Origin of the sequence: Flavobacterium sp. LAR06 (genome assembly GCF_041946075.1) — a bacterium.
Classification (GTDB): domain Bacteria; phylum Bacteroidota; class Bacteroidia; order Flavobacteriales; family Flavobacteriaceae; genus Flavobacterium.
On record NZ_JAUTYT010000005.1, the window covers coordinates 217,698 to 238,580 of the forward strand.

Genomic DNA, 20,883 nt, shown 5'->3' on the forward strand with positions numbered 1-20,883 from the left:
CGTTTTCATTCATTCTGAACGATAAAGTAGAAGAAGTTTTTTAAATTATTGACTAGAAAAAAACAATTAAAAAGTCAGAAAAAGTAGTGTAAATTATTAGATAATCGTCTTTAATAATCCAGGAAATCTTTTTTTAAAACTAAAAAACTAAAACGTTATAGTTGCAAGCGTTAAAAAATAAATTCAAAAAATGACTAAGAAAACGGAAACAAATTATTAAACAAACAAGAAGCTTATGATGTAAAAAAAAACAGAGTATTAATCAAGGGAATTATTACCAAATTCTGATAAGGAGAAATCGGTAATTTGAAATTAAAGGTTTTAGTATTCAATATTTTTTAGAAATCGGAAATCTTTCAATTTAAACAAAATTTAAAAACCAAACCAAACTAATATTAATTATGAGAAAACTGTTATATGAATCGCTGTTAGTTTTTCTAATGGTATTGTGCTTTCAAAATGCAAAAGCGCAAAACACAACAATCTCTGGGGTAATTACAGACAATACTAATGCACCCGTTCCATCAGCGATTGTTAGAGAAAAAGGGACGAAAGTAGAAACAATTACAGACGAGAACGGAGCATTTTCAATCTCTGTAAGAGAAGGTGCTACTCTTATTGTAAGTTCAATAGGGTACAAAACAGCAGAATTAAAAGCTGCTGATGGAATGAAAGTCAGATTAGCAAGTGGTACCAATGAACTTGATGGTGTTACAGTTACCGCTTTGGGGCAATCTAAAAAGAACAAATCTATTGGTTATGCTACGAGTGTAATTAAAGCAGATGCGATTGTTAAAACAGCATCTCCTACAATCGCCAACTCTTTATACGGTAAAGCACCAGGTGTACGTATTACGGCAACTCCGGGTGGAGCAGGAGCAATTAATATCCAGATTCGTGGAATTAATTCTATTACAGGTAGAAACCAGCCACTTATTGTTATGGATGGTGTGCCTATTCGTAATGGTGAGGTTTCTAACAGTGATTACTGGAATCAGCCTCGTATTAAAAGCAACGGTTTAGCAGATATCAACCCTGAAGATGTTGAAAATATTTCGATCTTAAAAGGAGCTTCTGCAGCTGCTTTATATGGTTCTGAAGCTGTAAATGGGGTGGTATTGATTACTACTAAATCAGGAAAAGGAAAAAAAGGTTTAGGTATCGATTTTAGCACTAGTTACTCAGGAAATCAAATTGCTTATTTGCCAAGATTTCAGTACGAAAGAGGTCAAGGTTATTCTAATGGTAATTTTAATCCAAACTGGGCTGGACCAGATGGTTTTGTGCAATATGATACAAATGGCGATGGAGTTAATGATATGAGAGGAGTTGCGAACAGTTCTGTAAACTTTGGTCCTTGGTTTGATGGAAAACCAATTATGACATGGGATGGTGTAGTGCGTCCGTACTCTGCACAAAGAGATGGCTACAAGAACATGTTCCAAAACGCATGGGATGCAACTACAAACTTTGCTCTTACAAACAATACTGATAACAGCAGTATTCGTTTCTCTTATACTCATATCGAATCTGAAGGTTTGAGTATGAATAATAATAACAAAAAGAATAACTTCAACTTAAATGCATCATTCAAGACAGGTAAGTTGAAAACAGATGTTGTTGTTAGTTATTTGAATCAGAACATACGTAATCGTTCATTTGCTTTAGATCGTTTAGTAAATAACTTTACGGGTATGCTTAGCCCTTTTGATAATGGCGATTGGTACAGAGCAAAATACAAAACAAGTTTAGGTTATAAATATGTTACAGGAGTAAATGGACAAAGTTTAACTCCGGATGAAAATATTATTCGTAATGGTTTCAAAGCTGATATTGGTGATTTCTTTTGGAATACAAATGCAAATCAGCAAGAGGAGATTACAAATCGTATTATAGCTAGTGTTACTGAAACACTTTCAATTACAAACGATTTGTCTGTACGTGGCCGTGTTTCGACTGATTTAACCGCTATAAACACAGAAACGAAAAATCCATTAGAAAAACCTTTAATTTACGGTTTTGGAACAGGATCTTATCAAATGGAAGGTCAGGACTATAATGTTCTTTATGGTGAATTAATAGCGACATACAACAAAAAATTAAATGATGATTTCACTGTTGGTGCATTATTTGGTTATTCTGGAACACAGGAAACATCTAAATATTTGTCTCGTTCTACTAATGGTGGTTTAAGTGTGGAAGGTTGGTATGATGTAAATTCTTCTGTTGGATTAGCTAATAGTGGCTCTAAACAATTTACAATACTTAAAGATGCACTTTTTGGAACTGTAAGTGGAAGTTATAAAAACTTTTTGTTCCTTGAAGGTACTTTAAGAAGAGACCGTACTTCAACAATGAACCCAAATAATAATGCTTTTACGTATCCTTCTGTAAACTCTAGTTTCATTTTATCAGAAGCTGTTACATTACCGGATTTCTTTAATTATGCAAAAATGCGTGGTTCTTGGGGTATCGTAGGATCTTATCCAGGAGCATTTCTTGCCAACGTTGCATTCGATCAGGTTTCTTTAGGGTCACAAGGAACAACAAGTCCTGTATTGACAACGACTTCACAAGCTGCATATGGAAATGAAGGAATTAAACCTGAAATGAAGCATGAAATAGAACTTGGTTTTGAAACTAAATTCTTAGACAGAAGATTAGGATTGGATTTCTCTTTCTATACAGCAAAAATTAAGGATCAGATTATTGGATTGACTTTACCAGCTTCTTCAGGAGCGACTTCTATTTTAACGAATGTGGGTGAATTAAGTAACAAAGGATTCGAGGTTGCTTTGACAGGTACACCTGTTAGATCAGATAGTTTTTCTTGGGATGTAACTTTAAACTGGTCTAAAAACATTAATAAAGTGATTTCATTATCAGATGGTTCTAACGAGATTTTGCATGCTGACTATGATGGATCTGCTGCTCAATTAAAATCGGTAGTAGGAGAAGAGATGGGAGGAATTTATGCACACCCTATCAAAACAGATGCTAACGGTAATAAAGTGGTTGGTGCTGATGGATTTTATCAGCTTGATGGCGACAAATGGGAAAAATACGGATCAGCTATGGCTAAAGGTGTTGGAGGTTTGATCAACTCTTTGACTTATAAAAACTTCACATTAGATATTGGTATTGATTACTCTTATGGTGGTTCTTTGATGCCAACAGGGATGAACTGGATGACATCTAGAGGATTAACTGAAGAATCATTAAACTACAGTACAAATGAGCGCGGTGGTTTAACATATTACATGGACAATGGAAAAGGTGTTCAGGTGCCAAACAGTGCAACTGCAGGACCAGCAGGCCAACCATTATTCCGCGATGGTATGTTAATGGATGGTGTGAATGTTGATGGAACTCCAAATACAAACGTAGTTTCTCAGGCAGGTTATTATGTTGTGACTTACAACTGGGGAGGTCCTCAATATGATAGTGTTTCTCGTTATGAGTTGTATATTCAAAAGAACGACTATGTTAAATTAAGAGAGTTATCACTTATGTATAATGTACCTTCTTCTTTTGCTAGTAAAATTGGAGCGACTAAGTTAAGTCTTTCTTTCTTTGGACGTAATTTGTTTTACTTCTACAGAACGATTAAAGATATGGATTCAGAGGCAACAACTTCAGGAACACAGTGGGCTCAAAACGTGAACAACTCAGGAATAACTCCTTCTACTAGAAGTTATGGAGTAGTATTGAGAGCATCTTTCTAATAGGATAAATTATAATTAAAATAGACAACATGAGAAAATTATTATATATATCATTAGCTTCAGTCGCAATTTCTTTGAGCTCTTGTTCGAAAGATGATTTTGCAGAAGCATATAGAGATCCGTCAAAGGTAACAACTACAACAGTGCCTAAACAATTTGCCGGATTTATGAAAGTTAACTATGAGGATGTAATTCCATCATATTGGAATTATTTTACTGTAATAAGAACAACTTCATTGACTTATACTCAAGGACACGGATTTACTAATGTGTCTAACCGTTATGTTCCGGGAGCAGCAGTAACTAACAGATGGGATAGATATTACAGATTCATTACTCAATACAGAGAGTTGGAAAAAGTAATGGCTTCCTTATCTGCTGAAGATCAAAAAGATAGTAGAATCTATACAATTACGTCTACGATCTATTTGTATGATCATACTGCAAAAATGATTGATAACTTTGGTGATATCCCTTTCTCTGAAGCAGGAAAAATTAGTTCAACTGGAGGTGCTTATGCACTTGCATTGGCTAAGTACGATAATCAGACGGAGCTTTACACGATGATGTTAGATAATTTGAAAGCTTTTTCTACAGAATTGAATACTATTACTTTGTCTGATAAAACAAATTTAGAGTTTAAAAATCAGGATTTGATCAACAAAGGTAGTCTTGTAGCTTGGAAGAATTATTGTAACTCTTTGCGTTTGAAGTTGTTAAATAGAGTTTCTGCTGTTCCGACTTTTTCGGGAAGAGCAAATACAGAAATCGCTGAAATTATTGCTGAAGGAAAAATTGTGGATGAAAGTTCAGAAGATATTGCTTTCAGAGTATATACTCAGGATACAGATTTAGATACTTCAGGTTTCTGGGATGCTTTGGAAGGTTGGAATAATAACCTTGCTCCAAAACCTATGATTGATCACATGAATGCCAACAGTGATCCTCGTCAGGCATGGTTGTTTGAAAAAGGTGCAAACGCAACAGATTACGTAGGAGTAGATCCATTAGCGACTTCTGCAGTTCAAGATAAAGAAATAGCTGATGGTGAAATTGCTATCTACAATAGATCAGTAATCAGTCAAAACGATTGGTTACCAGGTACATTGATAAATTCTGCAGAAGTAAACCTTATTCTTGCGGAATACTATTCAAGAAGTGGAAATGCAGCTTCAGCTAAAACACATTTCGAAAAAGCAATCAGACAATCTATTCAATATTATGTAAGATTAGGTGATAAGGCAGATTTATTAACTTATAAACCTGCTACAGAACCAACTGCTGCTGAAATTGATGCTTATATTGCTAATGTTAATTTTGCAGGTGCTACAACTCCAGCTGCTCAATTACAATTGATCGCTTTTCAAAAGTATATTCATTATAACATTATGCAGGCTGACGAATCTTGGTCTGAGCAAAGAAGGTTGAAACTTCCAGCGCTTAATTTCGCGCAAGATGAAACAAGCCCTCAAAAAACACCTCCAACGCGTTGGACATACCCAAGCTCTGAAAGTGTTTATAATACAAATAACTATAATACAGTTAAAGACAAAGATAATTTAAGTACCAAAATTTTCTGGGACGTAAAATAAGCTCCTTATAGATTAATATTTTGTTATTAGTAAGAAACCCCAAAGTCAGGAAATTCCAGACGATGGGGTTTCTTTGTTAGTGGTAAATATCAATGTAAATTTCAATGTCAAACATCAATGGTAATGTAAATATCAATGACAATTGGTGGTCGGACAAACATCGAAACCTTATTTGATATTAATAATATATTTTCTAAATATTGAAAACTATATTGCATGAAAAAATCGACGAATTTGCTGTTTGTTTCACTGCAGTTCGCCGATTTGTTGTTTTAAAGATTCTGTGCTGTTTTTTGTTGACGATTGCTCCAGAGAGCTAAGAATGGCTTTTATCCAAAATTATATCTTTTTAATTTTGCTTGATAAAAGTTAGCGGTTGATCGTAATTAGCAATTGCCGTTAATGCATTGTAAATGTATTTGCTCACTAAAATGCCTCCTTCGCTGTTAATTAAAGCAGTGTCATCTTCAGGTGTATGATACTGGGGATGCCCTCCTGTGTGTAATCCTATAGCTGAAATGTCATTTTTATAAAAAGTAACGTGATCAGAACCGCCTACATCTCCGGCAAAAACAATCGGATTTAATCCGCTGCCTTCACCTAGTTTTTTCATCAGTTCTACGCCGCCCGGAAAAGTACCGGCACCACCCATATACAACTCCTTTTTATCGTTTAGACGACCCACCATATCCATGTTGATCATTACTTTTACCGCATTTTTATCCACAGGAAGGTGGTTAACAAAATACTTAGATCCTAATAAACCTTCTTCTTCGGCACTAAAGGAAATAAAAATAATACTTCTTTTAGGTGCTGTTTTATTGTGATGAAACTCTTCTAAAATAGATAAAAGAGCCGAAACTCCCGAAGCATTATCATCTGCTCCATTATGAATGGCAAGTGTATCTTTTTTCTTGCTGCCGGAACCTTTTCCGCCCCAGCCCCAATGATCATAATGTGCTCCAATTACGATATACTCTTTTTTAAGATTTTCATCAGAACCTTCGATATATCCTACGACGTTCTGAGTCGACACACTATCCGATTTCATTTTGTTAATATCGGGTTTTATGAAGATTTTAAAAGGCTGATAATAGTTGTCGTTAAATTTTTTCAAGCCATATTTTTTAAAATATTTTTTGATGTACGCTGCAGCCTCATTATTGCCTTTTGTTCCGGCAAGACGCCCTTCTAATTTATCTGAAGCGAGATAGGTATTGTGTTTAAGAAACTTTTCGGATGAAAATGTTGATTGCGCGGTTCCCCTTTCAGTGGCAATAAAGGTTATAACAGAGAGGAAAAGAGTTTTTTTAAACATGTAATTAATCATTAATTTATTGAAATAAAATAGAAACCCATAAGGTTTGGAATCTTATGGGCTGTTAAATTTATTGTATTTGCATTTCGATTATCGTATCGATTGCATCTATTTTGGTGTCATCCAGGTATACAAAAGTTCCTTCGGGTTGTTGTTTGAATTTCAGTTCTTTTTTACTGTCCATCAAATAACATTTTTTAATTTTTTGTTTCATCTCCGGAATAAAAATATATTCGGCCTGTTTTGGTGTTTTTATAATGTGTGCAAACAGGGTTTTGTCTTTAGCAGTAAATACGCCCCAATCTTGCTGTGGCATCACATTGCCTCTCGTTCGGTAAATACTTTTTCCGTTTTTGTCCATCCAAACTCCCATTTCTTTCAATGTTGCAACAAATTCAGGCTGAATTGAACCATCTGCCATTGGACCAACATTCAAAAGAAAATTAGCATTCAGACTTGCAGCATTAATCATATAATGCAGGAGATCTTTAGTCGATTTGTATTTTCTGTCGTTGATATCAAACCCCCATGAATTGTTCATGGTTTCGCAGGTTTCCAAAGGCAATTGAGAAACCGATTGTCCTCCAAATCCAGTTGTGTTTCCTCCTGGTAAATCTTTTTCAAAGGCTTGGAAATCTTCTCCTTGTATCGGTAAAAGATGATGATTGTTTGAAATCAGGCACTTAGGCTGAAGAGAATGAATCAATTTGTAAATTTCATCATAATGCCAGTTTACTTTAGAGGATAATGTTTTATCTGTATCGTTATCCAGTTGATCCCAATGTCCATCAAACCAAATTCCGCTAATTTCTCCGTAATTGGTAAGTATTTCGGTTAATTGTCCTTTCATAAAACGAATGTAACTTTCCCAGTCACTTTTTGCAGTTCTGCCTGTTCCTTTTCCTGTTTTACCTGTTTCGTATTGATAATCGGTTCGTGTCCAGTCTAAAAGTGAATAATAACAGAATAATTTGATTCCTTCTTTATGGCATTCGTCAGCCAACTCTTTTAATAGATCTCTTTTGAAATGTGTATTTGTGATTTTCCAATCGGATAATTTGGTGTCAAAATTACTGAAACCGTCATGGTGACGTGTGGTAAAAGTGATGTATTTCATTCCGGCCGCTTTAGCAGTGCTAACCCATTTTTTGGCATCAAAATCCTGAGGGTTAAAAACATTAATCAGTCTTCCGTATTGTGTTACTTTGATATTTTCATTGTTCATGACCCATTCTCCATGGCCAAGAACACTATAAGGGCCAAAATGAATGAACATCCCGAATTTATCATCCTGAAATTCCTTTCTGTTTTTCAGGTTTCCTTCAGTAGGGGTGTAGGTTTGTGCTAACATTGTGAGGCAACTCATCGAGAAGAATAGCAGAAAAAGTGTGGTTTTTTTCATGTTTTTTTAAAGTTAGGTGGTTTGATAGTAACGTTTTAATCGTTTTTGAAATTTAAAAATATAAAGTCTTAAATACTAAGTCGATATTATCTAAATTTAATTATCAATTACCTTTCTCCAATCAAAAATCCGGATACATTCCAGGCGCTGCTACTAGTTCCTTCTGGTTTTCCAAGTGGAATTGATACGCGAATCGTATGTTTTCCTGGTGCAAGTTTACCTAATTCAATCAGATTTGGGTTTGTCGTTGTTCCCGGGCACCAGTTCGAACGACTTAAATCGGATGAAGATAATCCGCTGCCAAAATTCCCCGAAGCCGGATTACTCAATCGGTACGAACCACAATCTGTACGCCAGGGAGTGAATCCAAATACTTCTTTTCCGTCGATAAGAATAGTATTTTTTTTCTGTAGAAATTCATCGCCATTTTCCCAGCCTCCGTGACCGGTTGTAGTGTAACTTAATTTAAAGTTTTTATAACCTTCCGGTACTTCAAAAATCACTTCTAATCCTTTTTCGTTATCAAACATAGTGGCATAATCTTGTCCTGCCATTTCCATAACATTGAGCGTGTTGAAAAGAGGTAAAATAAAATCACCTTTAGGATTGTTGTCCTCACCTTGGTGAATCGAAATATTCAAACTGGCTTTGTGCCCGCCTGCATCATAATTTCCAATAAACATTCCGATATACACTTCCTGATTACTCAATTTTGGCTGTAATATTGAAATGTCCTGACGATAGAAAACACTATCCTGCCAAACCTTATTTTTCAATTGCAAGTAGTTAAAATGCTTCACCCCAAAAGGAGTAAAGAAACGCATCAATTCGAGCAAAGGCGTATAATCGTTTGTTGCTACAACGCCTTGGTATTTTTTACCATTTCCATTTTCATAAACAGGCAATGTGTTGACTCCGTTTTTTAACCCGTCCAAAAACGAACTTTTCTTATCCATCGGAATCATAAAAACCGAACCGGTTCTGTCGTACGCATCGCCATTCGATTGTTGGGTTACATCAACATAAACAGAACTTCCTTTTTTAATTTCCGGGAATTTTACTTTTCGAACAATTACGGTCCCGCTAGCATATCTAAAAATACTGTCATTTGATTTTGCATCAGATACAAAATGAATTTGTTCTTTATTAAAAACCGGAATATTCACAAAACGGCTTTTCCATAACAAATCTTTATAAGTCAATTGATCAACGGCTTGAACCGTTGGTATTGCTAGAATAGAAGGTACAGTTTTTAAATTCTCAATTTTTGTAGCAGTCAAAGCACTGTTCCCGTTGCGAATGGTTTCCAAAACCAAACCTAAATCCTGGCCCAGAATACTTGGTCCGCCCTTTAGTCCCAATTCATTGGTATACCAAATCTCAATTTTATTGGAGTTTACGGTAGTTATTGCTTTTTTGCAGGTGAAGTTCAGGATTTTTTTTGTTTCATCTGTGAATTCAAATTTTTGTTTCCCTAACGCTTCAGCGTCATGATTTAGAATTGATTTATCTTCTTTTAGGTTTGCTAATTGTGAAATAGTCTTAGAATCAAAAGCAACAAAAGTCTGCTCGAAAGGGAAATCGGCTTTTTGCTGCATAATTTTATCTGTTGTAATCAGACTCAAATCTTTAGAAGTAAATAAAAACAGTGGATCCTGATTTGGAATTATTTTTCCATTAGAACTTCTTTGATAGGTAACTTTAATTGCTTTAGGCGCTTTTTGAGCATACGATAAAGTGATGATACAAAAGGAAAAGACTGTAAATAGAATTTTTTTCATATTGTGGTATTGTTTGGTCAGCACCTCTAGTGTAATCTTGACAATGCTGACAAGGATAGTTAATTATGTAAATTAAAAAAGAGTGGGTAATTTACTAAATCGATTTTGTAAAAAACAAATATAAATAAATAACTGTGAATTTAAAAGTTTGAGAAACTAAGATAATAAGAGTTTTTTTTGAAGTACAATAGGAACATACTAAAGTTTTTTAGTCAGTAGAACATCTTTTATTATTTCATTGTCTGATAATCAGCTAATTTGCTATGTCGTTTTAGTAATAAATGTTATTTACTAAAAATATTTAGTAATCAGTATGTTACATTTTTTTTGAAATAATTTTGTTCGTAAAAAAAAACGACTACATTTGTCATATGTATGAACATATGAACAAAATACCGTTATTAGATCACGACAGTAAAATTCCGTTGCATAAACAAGTGGAGGAATTATTACGTGAACTAATCAAACATCCCGATTTTAAGGATGGGGAGTTATTTCCGAAAGAAGTTGATTTGGCGAAACGTTGGGGGATCTCCCGTAACACACTGCGTCAGGCAATTGCTATTTTGGTAAATGAAAAACTATTAGTCAGAAAAAAAGGTTCCGGAACAAGAGTTTCTCAAAGCAGAATTACCACCAATCTGAACAACTGGATGAGTTTTACGCACGAGATGGAAGATATGGGGCTGGAATTTAAGAATCTTTCATTGCAGGTGGAAATGGTTCCGGCTACCGCCAAAGTCGCCAAACATTTGCAAATTAACGAAGGAGATGAAGTGCTGCTTTTACAGCGTACCAGAAGTATAGACGACAGTCCGATGGTTTATTTTGAATCTTATTTTCATCCACGAATAGGTCTTTCTATCGATGAAAATTTTGAGGCTCCTTTATATGAAATCCTAGGTAATAAATACAATGTGGTTCCGGTATATTCTCAAGAAGAGCTTAAAGCTATTGCTGCCAGTAAACGAATTGCAGGTGTTTTGAAGATCGAAAAAGACCAACCCGTTCTGGAAAGAAAAAGGGTAGTGCTTGATACGGCAAGAAAACCAATTGAATATAACATTTGTTATTACAGAAACGACTGGTTTACGTATACGATAGAAATTAAACGCACCATCTAAAAAATGAAAAAAATAGGGATTGATGTGGGCGGAAGTCATGTTACGGTAAGTGTTATCGAAAGTAATACTGTTAAAGAACAACCGCATCTGGTCACTAGAAAAGAAATCAATTCTGAAGAAAAACCAACTGTAATTGTTGCGGCTATTTCGAGTTGTATAAACGAAATATTGAAAGAAGGTGATGTTGTAGATTCGGTTGGAATTGCTTTTCCAGGACCATTTAATTATGAAAAAGGAGTCAGCGAAATCTTTGGAGTTGGTGGGAAATTTGAAACTACTTTTGGTCTTCATATGCAACAAGCGTTGAAGAATTTTACAGGTTTAAAAGATGTTCCTTTCGTTTTTGCTAACGATGCAGATTGCTTTGCAGAAGGCGCCTATTTCCGTCACAAATTAAATAGCAAAAGAACCGTTTTCCTGACTTTGGGAACCGGATTTGGATCGGCATTTATGGTAGATGGAGATTTAGTAAAACGTCATTTGGATATTCCGGAAACGGGTGTTTTCTACAACCAGCCTTTTTTGGATACCATTGCCGATGCGTGTTTTTCGACCCGTTGGCTTTTAGCAGAATATAAACGTATTTCAGGAGAAAGTATCCAATCAGTAAAAGCAATTGCTGATTTAAACAACGAGATATCGAATGGCGTTTTTATCAATTTTGGAACTAATATGGCAACGTTTCTTTTTCCCTGGTTAGAAAAATTTGGTTGTGAAGAATTGGTAATCGGAGGAAATATTTCAAGAGCCAAAGCTTTATTTATGCCGGCTCTGACAGAGAAATTAAATTCATTAAAAATAAAATTAAATATTGTTTTCTGTGAGAATGCTGAACAAAGTATTTTGAAAAGAGCAACAATTATTGCAGGAAAAAAGCACAAATTACAAATGGAGAAAACAATTCAATCTAAAAGAAAAACGACACAACCTTTATTGCCTGTCAATGCAGTTGAAAAAACCAATGCAGCATATAATGTTTTTCCGTCTTTAAAGTCTAATTCTGAAATTTTCGTTGGATTTGAATCTTTTGGAAATGCTATTGCTAAACAAAAGACGATTATTATAGATGGATTTGGCGGTGTTCTTTGGGAAAATTTTAGAAATCATCTGAACTCGGTTTTAATCGGGAAAAAGTTGAATGTGCTTTGGTATGATATCGATTCTTGTTTGAAATCGACTTCAGAAATTGAGGCGATGATTAAGCCAAATCTAAACGGAGATGATCCGGTTTTTGGTAAGAGATATTTGGGTGAACTTTCGGATTTTTTCGATACTGATAAATTGAATTTACTGCAACCAGACACTACTGCTGATATTTGTATTCTCTACGGAACAGGAGCATCTTTAGCCAATTGGAAAGGAAAAGCGATTTATGTAGATGTCCCAAAAAATGAAATTCAATATAGAATGAGAGCAGGTTCGGCCAAAAATATAGGCTGTAAAGATACTCTGGTATACTCTCAAATTTATAAAAGAATGTATTTTATTGAATGGCCGGTTCTAAACGCGCACAAAGCATCTTTACTTCCAAAAATAGATTTTATTGTTGATGAACAGCGCATCGATGAAATTACCTGGATGCAGGGAAGTGATTTTAGAAGCGCATTAGATTTGATGCTTGAAGGTCCGTTGCGTGCCCGCCCTTGGTTTGAAGCCGGGGTTTGGGGTGGTCAATGGATGAAGGAGCATATTAATGATTTGAATCAGGACGAAGTAAATTATGCCTGGTCGTTTGAATTAATTACACCTGAAAACGGAATTGTCTTGGAAGGAAATAATCATTTACTCGAAGTTTCTTTTGATTTTTTGATGTTTCAGGACAACAAGAAAGTATTAGGAAAAGCAGCAGCCCGTTTTGGGAATGATTTCCCAATTCGTTTTGACTATCTGGATACTTTCGATGGAGGAAATCTTTCAGTACAATGTCACCCGAGACCTGAATATATCGAAGCGAATTTTGGTGAAAAATTTACTCAGGATGAAACTTATTATATTTTAGATTGTACTGATGATGCGGATGTTTATCTTGGGTTTACAGAGGATATCAATCCTGAAGAATTCAAAAATGCTTTGATCGAATCTCAGGAAAAATCAGAAGCGATTGATATTGAAAAATATGTATTAAAACACAAAGCTAAAAAACATGATTTGTTCCTGATTCCAAATGGAACTATTCATGCTTCAGGGATCAATAATATGGTTCTGGAGATAAGCAGCACCCCTTATATTTTTACTTTCAAAATGTACGATTGGGTTCGCCCGGGATTGGATGGAAAACCCCGTCCAATCAACTTAGAGCACGGCTTTAAGAATGTTTATTTTGACAGAAAAGGCGAAAGGATAGCAGATGAATTTATTTCAAAACAAAAGGTTACAGAAGAATTTGAAAACGGTAGAAAAGTGAGTTTGCCTACGCATGAAGATCATTTTTATGCCGTAGATCGTTACGAATTTACAGGCGAAATCGAAATTGAAACGCTTGGGCAATGTCATATCTGTATGTTGGTTGAAGGCGATATAGCCGAAGTAGGTGCAGGAGAAAACACTCAAATATTCAAATATGCCGAAACTTTTGTAATTCCAGCCAATGTTCCGAAATACAAAATCAATCACAAAAGCGATAAGAAAGCATTTGTAGTGGTTTCGTATGTAAAAGATAGCTGGTGTTAAAACCAAGAGCAACAAATTAAATGAACCACCATGTTGCTCTTTTTCATTTACTATTAAAAATAATTTCTATTAAGAACCAAAAACTATTATGAAAACAAAAGGGACAAAATATTTTATATTTCTCATAACACTTATAGCAGCGTTGGGAGGTTTTTTATTCGGTTTTGATATGGCCGTTGTAAGCGGAATTATCGAACCATTAAAACTGCAATACGCATTATCATCTGCACAGGAAGGGTTATTTGTTTCCTGTGCTTTATTGGGTTGTATTGTAGGTGTTGGCTTTTCGGGTTATCTCAGTGATAAAATCGGAAGAAAAAAAGTATTGGCTATTTCTGCTGTATTATTTTTAATAAGTGCTGTAGGTTTTGCATTTTCGGAAGCTTATGCAATATTGATCTTGTTTCGTGTTTTGGCAGGTATGGGTGTTGGTGTAGCTTCAAATGTGTCACCGCTTTATATCTCAGAGGTTGCTCCTTCACATAAACGCGGACAATTGGTGGTATTTTATCAACTTGCTATAACCATAGGAATTTTAGCGGCTTATATCAGTAATTTGTTTTTACAAAGATATGCTTCTTCATATGCAGGAGAAGGGAGTGGATTGCTATATTGGCTGTTTGTAGAAAATGTTTGGCGCGGAATGTTTCTTGTTGGTGTTATTCCGGCAACAGCATTTTGTCTGTTGTTACTGATAGTTCCGGAAAGTCCGCGTTGGTTAGTGCAATTTGAGAAAAATGAAGAAGCCTTAGCTATTCTTACTAAAATAAATGGAGCAGAAACGGCACAATTAGAGTTGAACTCCATAAAAGAAATGGCCAGTCAAAAATCAGGAGGTTACAAAGAATTATTGCGTTTGCCTTTGCGTAAATTGTTGACATTGGCTATGGTACTTACTGCCTTGTCGCAATTTAGCGGTATCAATGGTGTTATTTTTTATGGACCTACTATTTTAAAATCGGCAGGTATTGTGACCAGCGATGCCTTGTTTTATCAGGTAATATTAGGATCAGCAAATATGCTTTTTACTTTTATAGCCATCTTTAAAGTGGATAGCTGGGGGCGCAGGCCTTTGTACCTGATAGGTTCTTTGTGTGCTGCTTTTGCATTGGCTTTAACGGGCTTTTGTTTCCTGATGAATATAACAGGCTGGTTCATGTTATTTAGCATCATTTTATTCCTTTTATTCTTCGCCTTTTCACTTGGCCCATTAAAATTTGTGATCTCAACTGAAATATTCCCCACACATATTAGAGGAACGGCTTTATCTATGTGTATTATGACAATGTGGGTTTCTGATTGGGTAGTGAATTTGTTGTTTCCTATGCTCAGAGATGGATTGGGAATTGCGGCGACCTTCTTTATTTTCTCTTTCTTCTGTATTCTCTCTTTTGGATATGCCAAAAAGAAATTATTTGAAACAAAAGGAAAAAGTTTAGAAGAGATTGAAAAAGCCTGGAATTTGGATCTAAAGTCAAGCCCCGATAAATTATAGAATAATGAATTTAGAAAAACAAAACATCAAACAGTTATCACTGATCTTTTTGCTGATCTTGACACAATCAATTTTTGCTCAAAAGGAAGTCCCTTATTTTGGAAAAATCAATTGGATTAATGGTTTTGCAAAAAAAATTACGGGTGAAAACATTACGTATAATTCGGCTTTTCAGGATTATGCAACGGTGGCACTTTTGACCAGAAATACGGACGGAAATAAGATAATAGAGTGGGAAACATCGCCAGTTCCTAATAAAATAAAGGGAGATTATGTTTATTTCAGTTGGGTGGCAGGACATTCTACAGGATCAAGCAGTGGCGATCGAAATTACGATTTGTATGTTGACGGAAAAAAGATTCTAACTTTTACAACTTTACCTAAAAATCAAAAACCAAACTGGATTTTTAATGCAGATGACGGATCAGCATTAGCATTTCAACAAATTAAGCTTGATGGTGCAAATGATTCGCAAGGGTATGCCTTTTTGCGTCTTCCTGTGAGTAAGGTAAAATCAGGACAGGCAATTCGAATCAAAATCGTGGGTCAGAAACAAAACAGTAATGACTGGTTTATGACTTTCAAATTTGCATTTGAAGAAAATGTAAAAGTTGTTCCGATGCCTTTTTTGCTAAAAGATGGAACGCAGCCTATTGTGGTTACTGTTTTGCATTTTGGAAAAGACGAACCGGTAAAAGTAAAAATCAATGATAAACAAGAATATACTTATGTAGCCAAAGACGGAATGAACAGTTTTGATGTTCCGGTTACTGCAGTTAATAAAGAAGAAAAAATTAAAGTTGCAGCGAGTATAAACAATAAAATTTTTGTTGATGATTATTTTGTTGTAAAACCGGTTGTATACAGAGAACTTCACTTATTACATCATTCTCATACCGATATTGGTTATTCTGATCTACAGCCTGAGATTCTGAAAATTCACAATAAAAATATTGATGATGCTCTTGATATGATTGAGAAAACAAAATCATATCCGGAAGAAGCAAAATTTAAATGGAATATTGAGTCTATATGGGCAGTTGAAAATTATTTAAAAGTAGTTACCCCAACGCAAAAAGAGAAGTTTGTTGCGGGTGTAAAAAATGGAGATATTTTTCTTTCGGCTTTGTATGTAAATATGCTTACAGGAATGAGTCAGGCCGAAGAGATGTTTCATTACACAGATTATGCTGCTAAATTACGCAAGGAATTTGGTTTTAAGATCAATAGTGCCATGATTTCAGATGTGCCCGGATTTGCGTGGTCTACAGTAACGGCACTTTCAAAAGGAGGCGTGAAGTATTTCTCGATTGGTTCTAATTTTATGGGATTAGATCATCCTTACAGAGGAGACAGAGCAGGACATTTTCTGAAAAATTGGGGAGACAAACCAGTTTGGTGGACATCACCTTCAGGAGAGGAAAAAATCTTGTTTTGGGCTGGAGCCAAAGGTTATTCGTCATGGCATGGAATGCAACCGGGTAACATTTATGAAAGAGCACCAAAAAAGATTGCAGATTATTTAAATGAATTAACGGAGAATAATTATCCGTATGATATGGTACAATGGCGTTTTAATATTGTTGCGGACAATGGCCCGATTGAACCTAATAGTCCTGATTTTGTAAAGAAATGGAATGAAAAATATGCTTCTCCAAAACTGATACTGAATACTACGGAGAAAATGTTTGAAGCTTTCGAGAAAAAGTATGGCGATAAAATCCCGACAGTAAAAGGAGATTTGACTCCGTATTGGGAAGATGGTGCACTTTCGACCGCTCAGGTAGAAGGGCAAAACAGAGTAAATAGTTTGCGTCTTCAACAATTGACTACGCTTTATACCATGTTGAATCCAAAAAAATACAACGAGCAAAATTTCTATGAGGCTTGGAGAAATATCATCATGTTTCATGAACATACCTGGGGAGCACACAATAGTACAACAGCTCCTGATGTTCCTTTTGTAACGGAACAATGGCGCATTAAAAGGCAATTTATGCTCGATGCAGATACTCAGATTAATACGTTAGAGAAAAGTTTGTTTGAAAAGATGAGTAATTCACAATCTAAAAAGATAGCCGTTTTTAATACTTCTTCTTGGAAAAGAACAGGATTGGTTACGCTGAAAACAAATGTTGAAGGAAAATCAATTAAAGATACAAATGGGAATATTTTGCCTTTGCAAAAATTGAGCAACGGAAAGTATGCCTTTATAGCAAAAGAGGTTCCAGCTTTTGGAACCGCTATCTATGAAATAACAAACAAAGTAGCACCAGTTTTGACGAGCAAATTTGTTTTGGGTGAAAATTCTTTATCAAACGGGAAAATTGAATTTAGCTGGGATAAAAACAATGGAAGCATTACGAATCTGAAAGCAGTTTCCGATTTTAATTACGCTGGAGATTTTAAACAACAAGGATTAAACAGCTATTGGTATGTACCGGGACTAAATCCTGAAGAAGTACAAACTAACGGAAATATTCAGGTTAAAATTATCGAAAAAGGTCCGGTGATGACAGCCGTTTCGATTACCTCAGATGCGCCTGGAGCCAATAAATTAGAGCGTATTCTTTCACTTTACAGTGGAAGCGATGAAGTATTAATTCAGAATATTTTAGATAAAAAAGCTGTTAGAACAAAAGAAGGAGTTCATTTTGGATATCCATTTAATACACAATTTACCAAAACGACTCTTGATGCGGGTTACGGATCGATGGAATTCTTAAAAGATCAATTGGCCGGATCAAACATAGATTATTTGTACGGTAGAAGATGGGTAGGTGTTTCTGCCGGAGACAAAGGAATTCAGTGGATGTTATTGGAGTCACCTTTGGTTGAACCAAATAGTCTCATCGATGAACGAAAAGAGGTTGTACCGAACCATAAAGAATGGAAAAAAGCGGAGAAACCAACAGCGACCTGGTTCAGTTATGTGATGAACAATTATTGGCATACTAACTATAAAGCGGATCAGGAAGGAATTGTAACTTTTAAATACGCACTTCGTCCGCATGCAGAAGTAAATGATGTGGAAATGGAAAAAGCAGCCGCTGAGTTTACACAACCTTTGATTGGAATGGCTATTAATGAAGAGGTAAAATTGCCTTCAAATCTTTTTGAATTGACGAATTCTAAAATTGTAGTAACGAGTCTGACACCAAATGAAGATGGGACAGTATTGATGCGTTTATTCAATTCGGAGAAATCTGCAGAACAAACTAAATTTATTTGGAAATCGTTACTTCCGAAGTCTATTATTGACGTATCAACCGGAGAAGAAAAATCAAATGCTGCAGAAATCAATATGGTAGGAAGTGGAGTTTCGGAGTTTTTATTGAAAATGTAAAAATGGGTAAAACAGAAAAGTTAATTTTAAACAGAATAAACAGATATGAAAACAATTTCAAGAATAGTTTTGCTGCTGGTAATGACCATTTTTATTTTTTCCTGTTCAAAGGAAAAGGATAGTTTCAATCCGGCTTCCTGGGTAGATCCGCAAATTGGATCGGTACACGGACGTTGGTTTTTTTACACACCGGCTTCTTTGCCTTTTGGAATGGCAAAACTGGCACCGCATACCAATGCTTATGGAAGTATAGGAAGCTGGGAGCCTTGTGGTTACGACGATCGTCATACCTCCATTGAAGGTTTTGGTCATTTTCATGAATTTCAAATTGGCGGTTTGGTTGCAATGCCAGTAACGGGAAAATTACAAACTACTCCAGGAACTTTAGAAAAACCGGAAACAGGCTACAGATCCACTTTTGATAAAAAAGACGAACATGCCGAACCGGGTTATTATTCGGTTTTCCTGAAAGAGTATGGTATTAAAGCCGAATTAACAGCAACGGAAAGAGTAGGTTTTCATCGTTATACTTTTCCGGAGTCTGCGGCATCACGTATTATTTTCGACATCGGCCACCGTCAGGGCGAAAGCAGCGGTGTGACAGAAGCGACAATGAAACTTTCAGGTAAAAATACATTAGAAGGAACAATCGAAACGTATCCGGAATATTTGAAATTCTGTGATCCTGAGAAACGTGTGAAAATGTATTTTGTGATTCAGATGAATAAAAGACCTGAAACCTTTGGTTCATTTGTTGAGGGTAAAACCTTTGATAATCAGTCAGAAACCAAAGGAATTGGAAACGGAATGTACTTGAATTTTGCTACCAAAAAAGGAGAAGTTGTGGAGATGCAGGTTGGGCTTTCTTACACCAGTATTGAAAATGCAAAATTAAATTTGAAAGTGGAAGCAGACGGACAAACTTTTGATGCCGTAAAACAAACAGCACACGAAAAATGGAATGAAAAACTAGGAAGAATCACAGTTCAAACCAAGAATAATATCAATAAAGTAAAATTCTACACGGGCTTATATCATGCGCTTTTAGGACGTGGATTAGCAAGTGATGCGAATGGAAGTTATCCGAGACACGATGGAAAAATCGGTCATATACCTTTGAATGCAGACGGAAAACCAAAATACAATCATTACAATACAGATGGAATCTGGGGCGGATTTTGGAATCTGAGCCAGCTTTGGGCTTTGGCTTATCCTGATTATTTAAGCGAATACATTCAGTCGAATATTGATTTTGCAAAAGAAACAGGCTGGCTGCACGATGGAGTAGCGGCGGGTGCTCATTCTAATGGTGTGCAAACGAATTGTTTCGGGTTGATGATTGCTTCAACATATAATTGTGGCATTCGCGATTTTAATGTCCAAGAAACCTATAAGATTGCTTATAAAAATGAAACAGGCTACAGCGGTCGTCCGTTTGGTTCAGGAAAATACGATCTGGCTTATTTTGTAAAAGAAGGTTATATTCCTTCAAAAGATACGCTGCTGGCTAATGGATGGACATTCAATTTTGGAGCATCACATACTTTGGAATTCGCTTACACCTCTTATGGTGTTGCGCAATTTGCAAAAGCATTGGGCAAAAAGAACGATTATAATAAACTGATGAAACAGGCAGGAAACTGGAAAAATATTTTTGATCCGGAAACCAAATTCATCCGTCCAAGATATGAGAATGGCAAATTCATAGAAAAGTTCGACCCAATGCAGGCCTGGCGAGGGTTTCAGGAAGCAAATGGTTACCAATATACCTGGTATGTACCGCAAGATCCTGCAGGATTAATTAAAATTCTGGGTAAAAATTTATTTAACAAACGTCTGGAAACAACATTTGAAGAAAGCCAGAAATCAACCTTTGGAGGGGGAAAAGGAGTGGACAGTTTCTCTGGATTGGAAAAGCTTTATAATCACGGAAATCAGCCTTGTCTGCACCATTCTTTCCTGTTTAATTATTCGGGTAAACCCTGGCTGACACAAAAATGGTCGCGCACGATCTGCGATGAATTCTATGGTACAGAACCACTTCACGGTTACGGATTTGGCCAGGATGAAGATCAGGGACAATTGGGCGCCTGGTTTGTAATGGCATCCATGGGATTGTTCGATGTTCAGGGACACGCAGCAATGAATCCAACTTTTCAGTTTGGAAGTCCGTTGTTTGATAAAGTAACAATCAAACTGGATAAAAAATACTATAAAGGCGATGAACTGATAATCGAAACCAAAAACAATTCAAAGGCAAACAGATATATTCAATCGGCTTCTTTTAATGGGGAGAAAATTGAGAACGCCTGGATCTATCGCAAGAAACTAACAGATGGCGGCACTTTAATTTTTGATATGGGGGCAAATCCAAACAAAAAGTGGGGTATTAAAACACCACCGCCATCTATGAGTACAAGTAAATAATAA

10 protein-coding genes are annotated in these 20,883 nt (G+C 35.8%); 7 read left to right on the top strand and 3 right to left on the bottom strand.

What is annotated here, in order from left to right; translation table 11 throughout:
* The first annotated feature begins 401 nt into the window (after nucleotides 1–401).
* Both Q7C23_RS09360 and Q7C23_RS09365 read left to right on the top strand, forming a co-directional pair.
* Nucleotides 402–3,725 carry a SusC/RagA family TonB-linked outer membrane protein gene (locus tag Q7C23_RS09360; RefSeq protein ID WP_375032273.1) on the top strand — a complete coding sequence of 1,108 codons (3,324 nt, stop codon included), beginning with the start codon at nucleotides 402–404 and terminating at the stop codon, nucleotides 3,723–3,725.
* A 29-nt stretch (nucleotides 3,726–3,754) separates the two neighbouring features.
* Nucleotides 3,755–5,317, top strand: a complete 1,563-nt coding sequence (locus Q7C23_RS09365) for a SusD/RagB family nutrient-binding outer membrane lipoprotein (RefSeq protein ID WP_375032274.1) — start codon at nucleotides 3,755–3,757, stop codon at nucleotides 5,315–5,317.
* A gap of 349 nt (nucleotides 5,318–5,666) precedes the next feature.
* Here Q7C23_RS09365 and Q7C23_RS09370 read toward each other — a convergent pair whose 3' ends face one another.
* From Q7C23_RS09370 to Q7C23_RS09380, 3 genes are all read right to left on the bottom strand, one after another.
* Nucleotides 5,667–6,635, bottom strand: a complete 969-nt coding sequence (locus Q7C23_RS09370) for a M20/M25/M40 family metallo-hydrolase (protein ID WP_375032275.1) — start codon at nucleotides 6,633–6,635, stop codon at nucleotides 5,667–5,669.
* 70 nt (nucleotides 6,636–6,705) lie between these two features.
* Nucleotides 6,706–8,037 (bottom strand): alpha-L-fucosidase, encoded by a 1,332-nt coding sequence (locus Q7C23_RS09375; protein ID WP_375032276.1) that lies wholly within the window; start codon nucleotides 8,035–8,037, stop codon nucleotides 6,706–6,708.
* 107 nt (nucleotides 8,038–8,144) lie between these two features.
* Nucleotides 8,145–9,818, bottom strand: coding sequence for a GLPGLI family protein (locus Q7C23_RS09380; RefSeq protein ID WP_375032277.1), 1,674 nt, complete (start codon nucleotides 9,816–9,818; stop codon nucleotides 8,145–8,147).
* Between the two features lie 383 nt (nucleotides 9,819–10,201).
* Between Q7C23_RS09380 and Q7C23_RS09385 the strand changes: the two genes are divergently transcribed.
* The 5 genes from Q7C23_RS09385 to Q7C23_RS09405 all read left to right on the top strand — a co-directional run bounded on the left by Q7C23_RS09385 (nucleotide 10,202) and on the right by Q7C23_RS09405 (nucleotide 20,880).
* The gene (locus Q7C23_RS09385) at nucleotides 10,202–10,942 is read left to right on the top strand and encodes a GntR family transcriptional regulator (RefSeq protein ID WP_375032278.1); all 741 of its coding nucleotides are present in this window, start codon (nucleotides 10,202–10,204) and stop codon (nucleotides 10,940–10,942) included.
* A gap of 3 nt (nucleotides 10,943–10,945) precedes the next feature.
* Nucleotides 10,946–13,612 (top strand): ROK family protein, encoded by a 2,667-nt coding sequence (locus Q7C23_RS09390; protein ID WP_375032279.1) that lies wholly within the window; start codon nucleotides 10,946–10,948, stop codon nucleotides 13,610–13,612.
* A gap of 88 nt (nucleotides 13,613–13,700) precedes the next feature.
* Nucleotides 13,701–15,107, top strand: a complete 1,407-nt coding sequence (locus Q7C23_RS09395) for a sugar porter family MFS transporter (RefSeq protein ID WP_375032280.1) — start codon at nucleotides 13,701–13,703, stop codon at nucleotides 15,105–15,107.
* Between the two features lie 4 nt (nucleotides 15,108–15,111).
* Nucleotides 15,112–18,453 (top strand): glycoside hydrolase, encoded by a 3,342-nt coding sequence (locus tag Q7C23_RS09400; protein ID WP_375032281.1) that lies wholly within the window; start codon nucleotides 15,112–15,114, stop codon nucleotides 18,451–18,453.
* Between the two features lie 45 nt (nucleotides 18,454–18,498).
* Nucleotides 18,499–20,880 carry a GH92 family glycosyl hydrolase gene (locus Q7C23_RS09405; RefSeq protein WP_375032282.1) on the top strand — a complete coding sequence of 794 codons (2,382 nt, stop codon included), beginning with the start codon at nucleotides 18,499–18,501 and terminating at the stop codon, nucleotides 20,878–20,880.
* Nucleotides 20,881–20,883 lie beyond the last annotated feature (3 nt).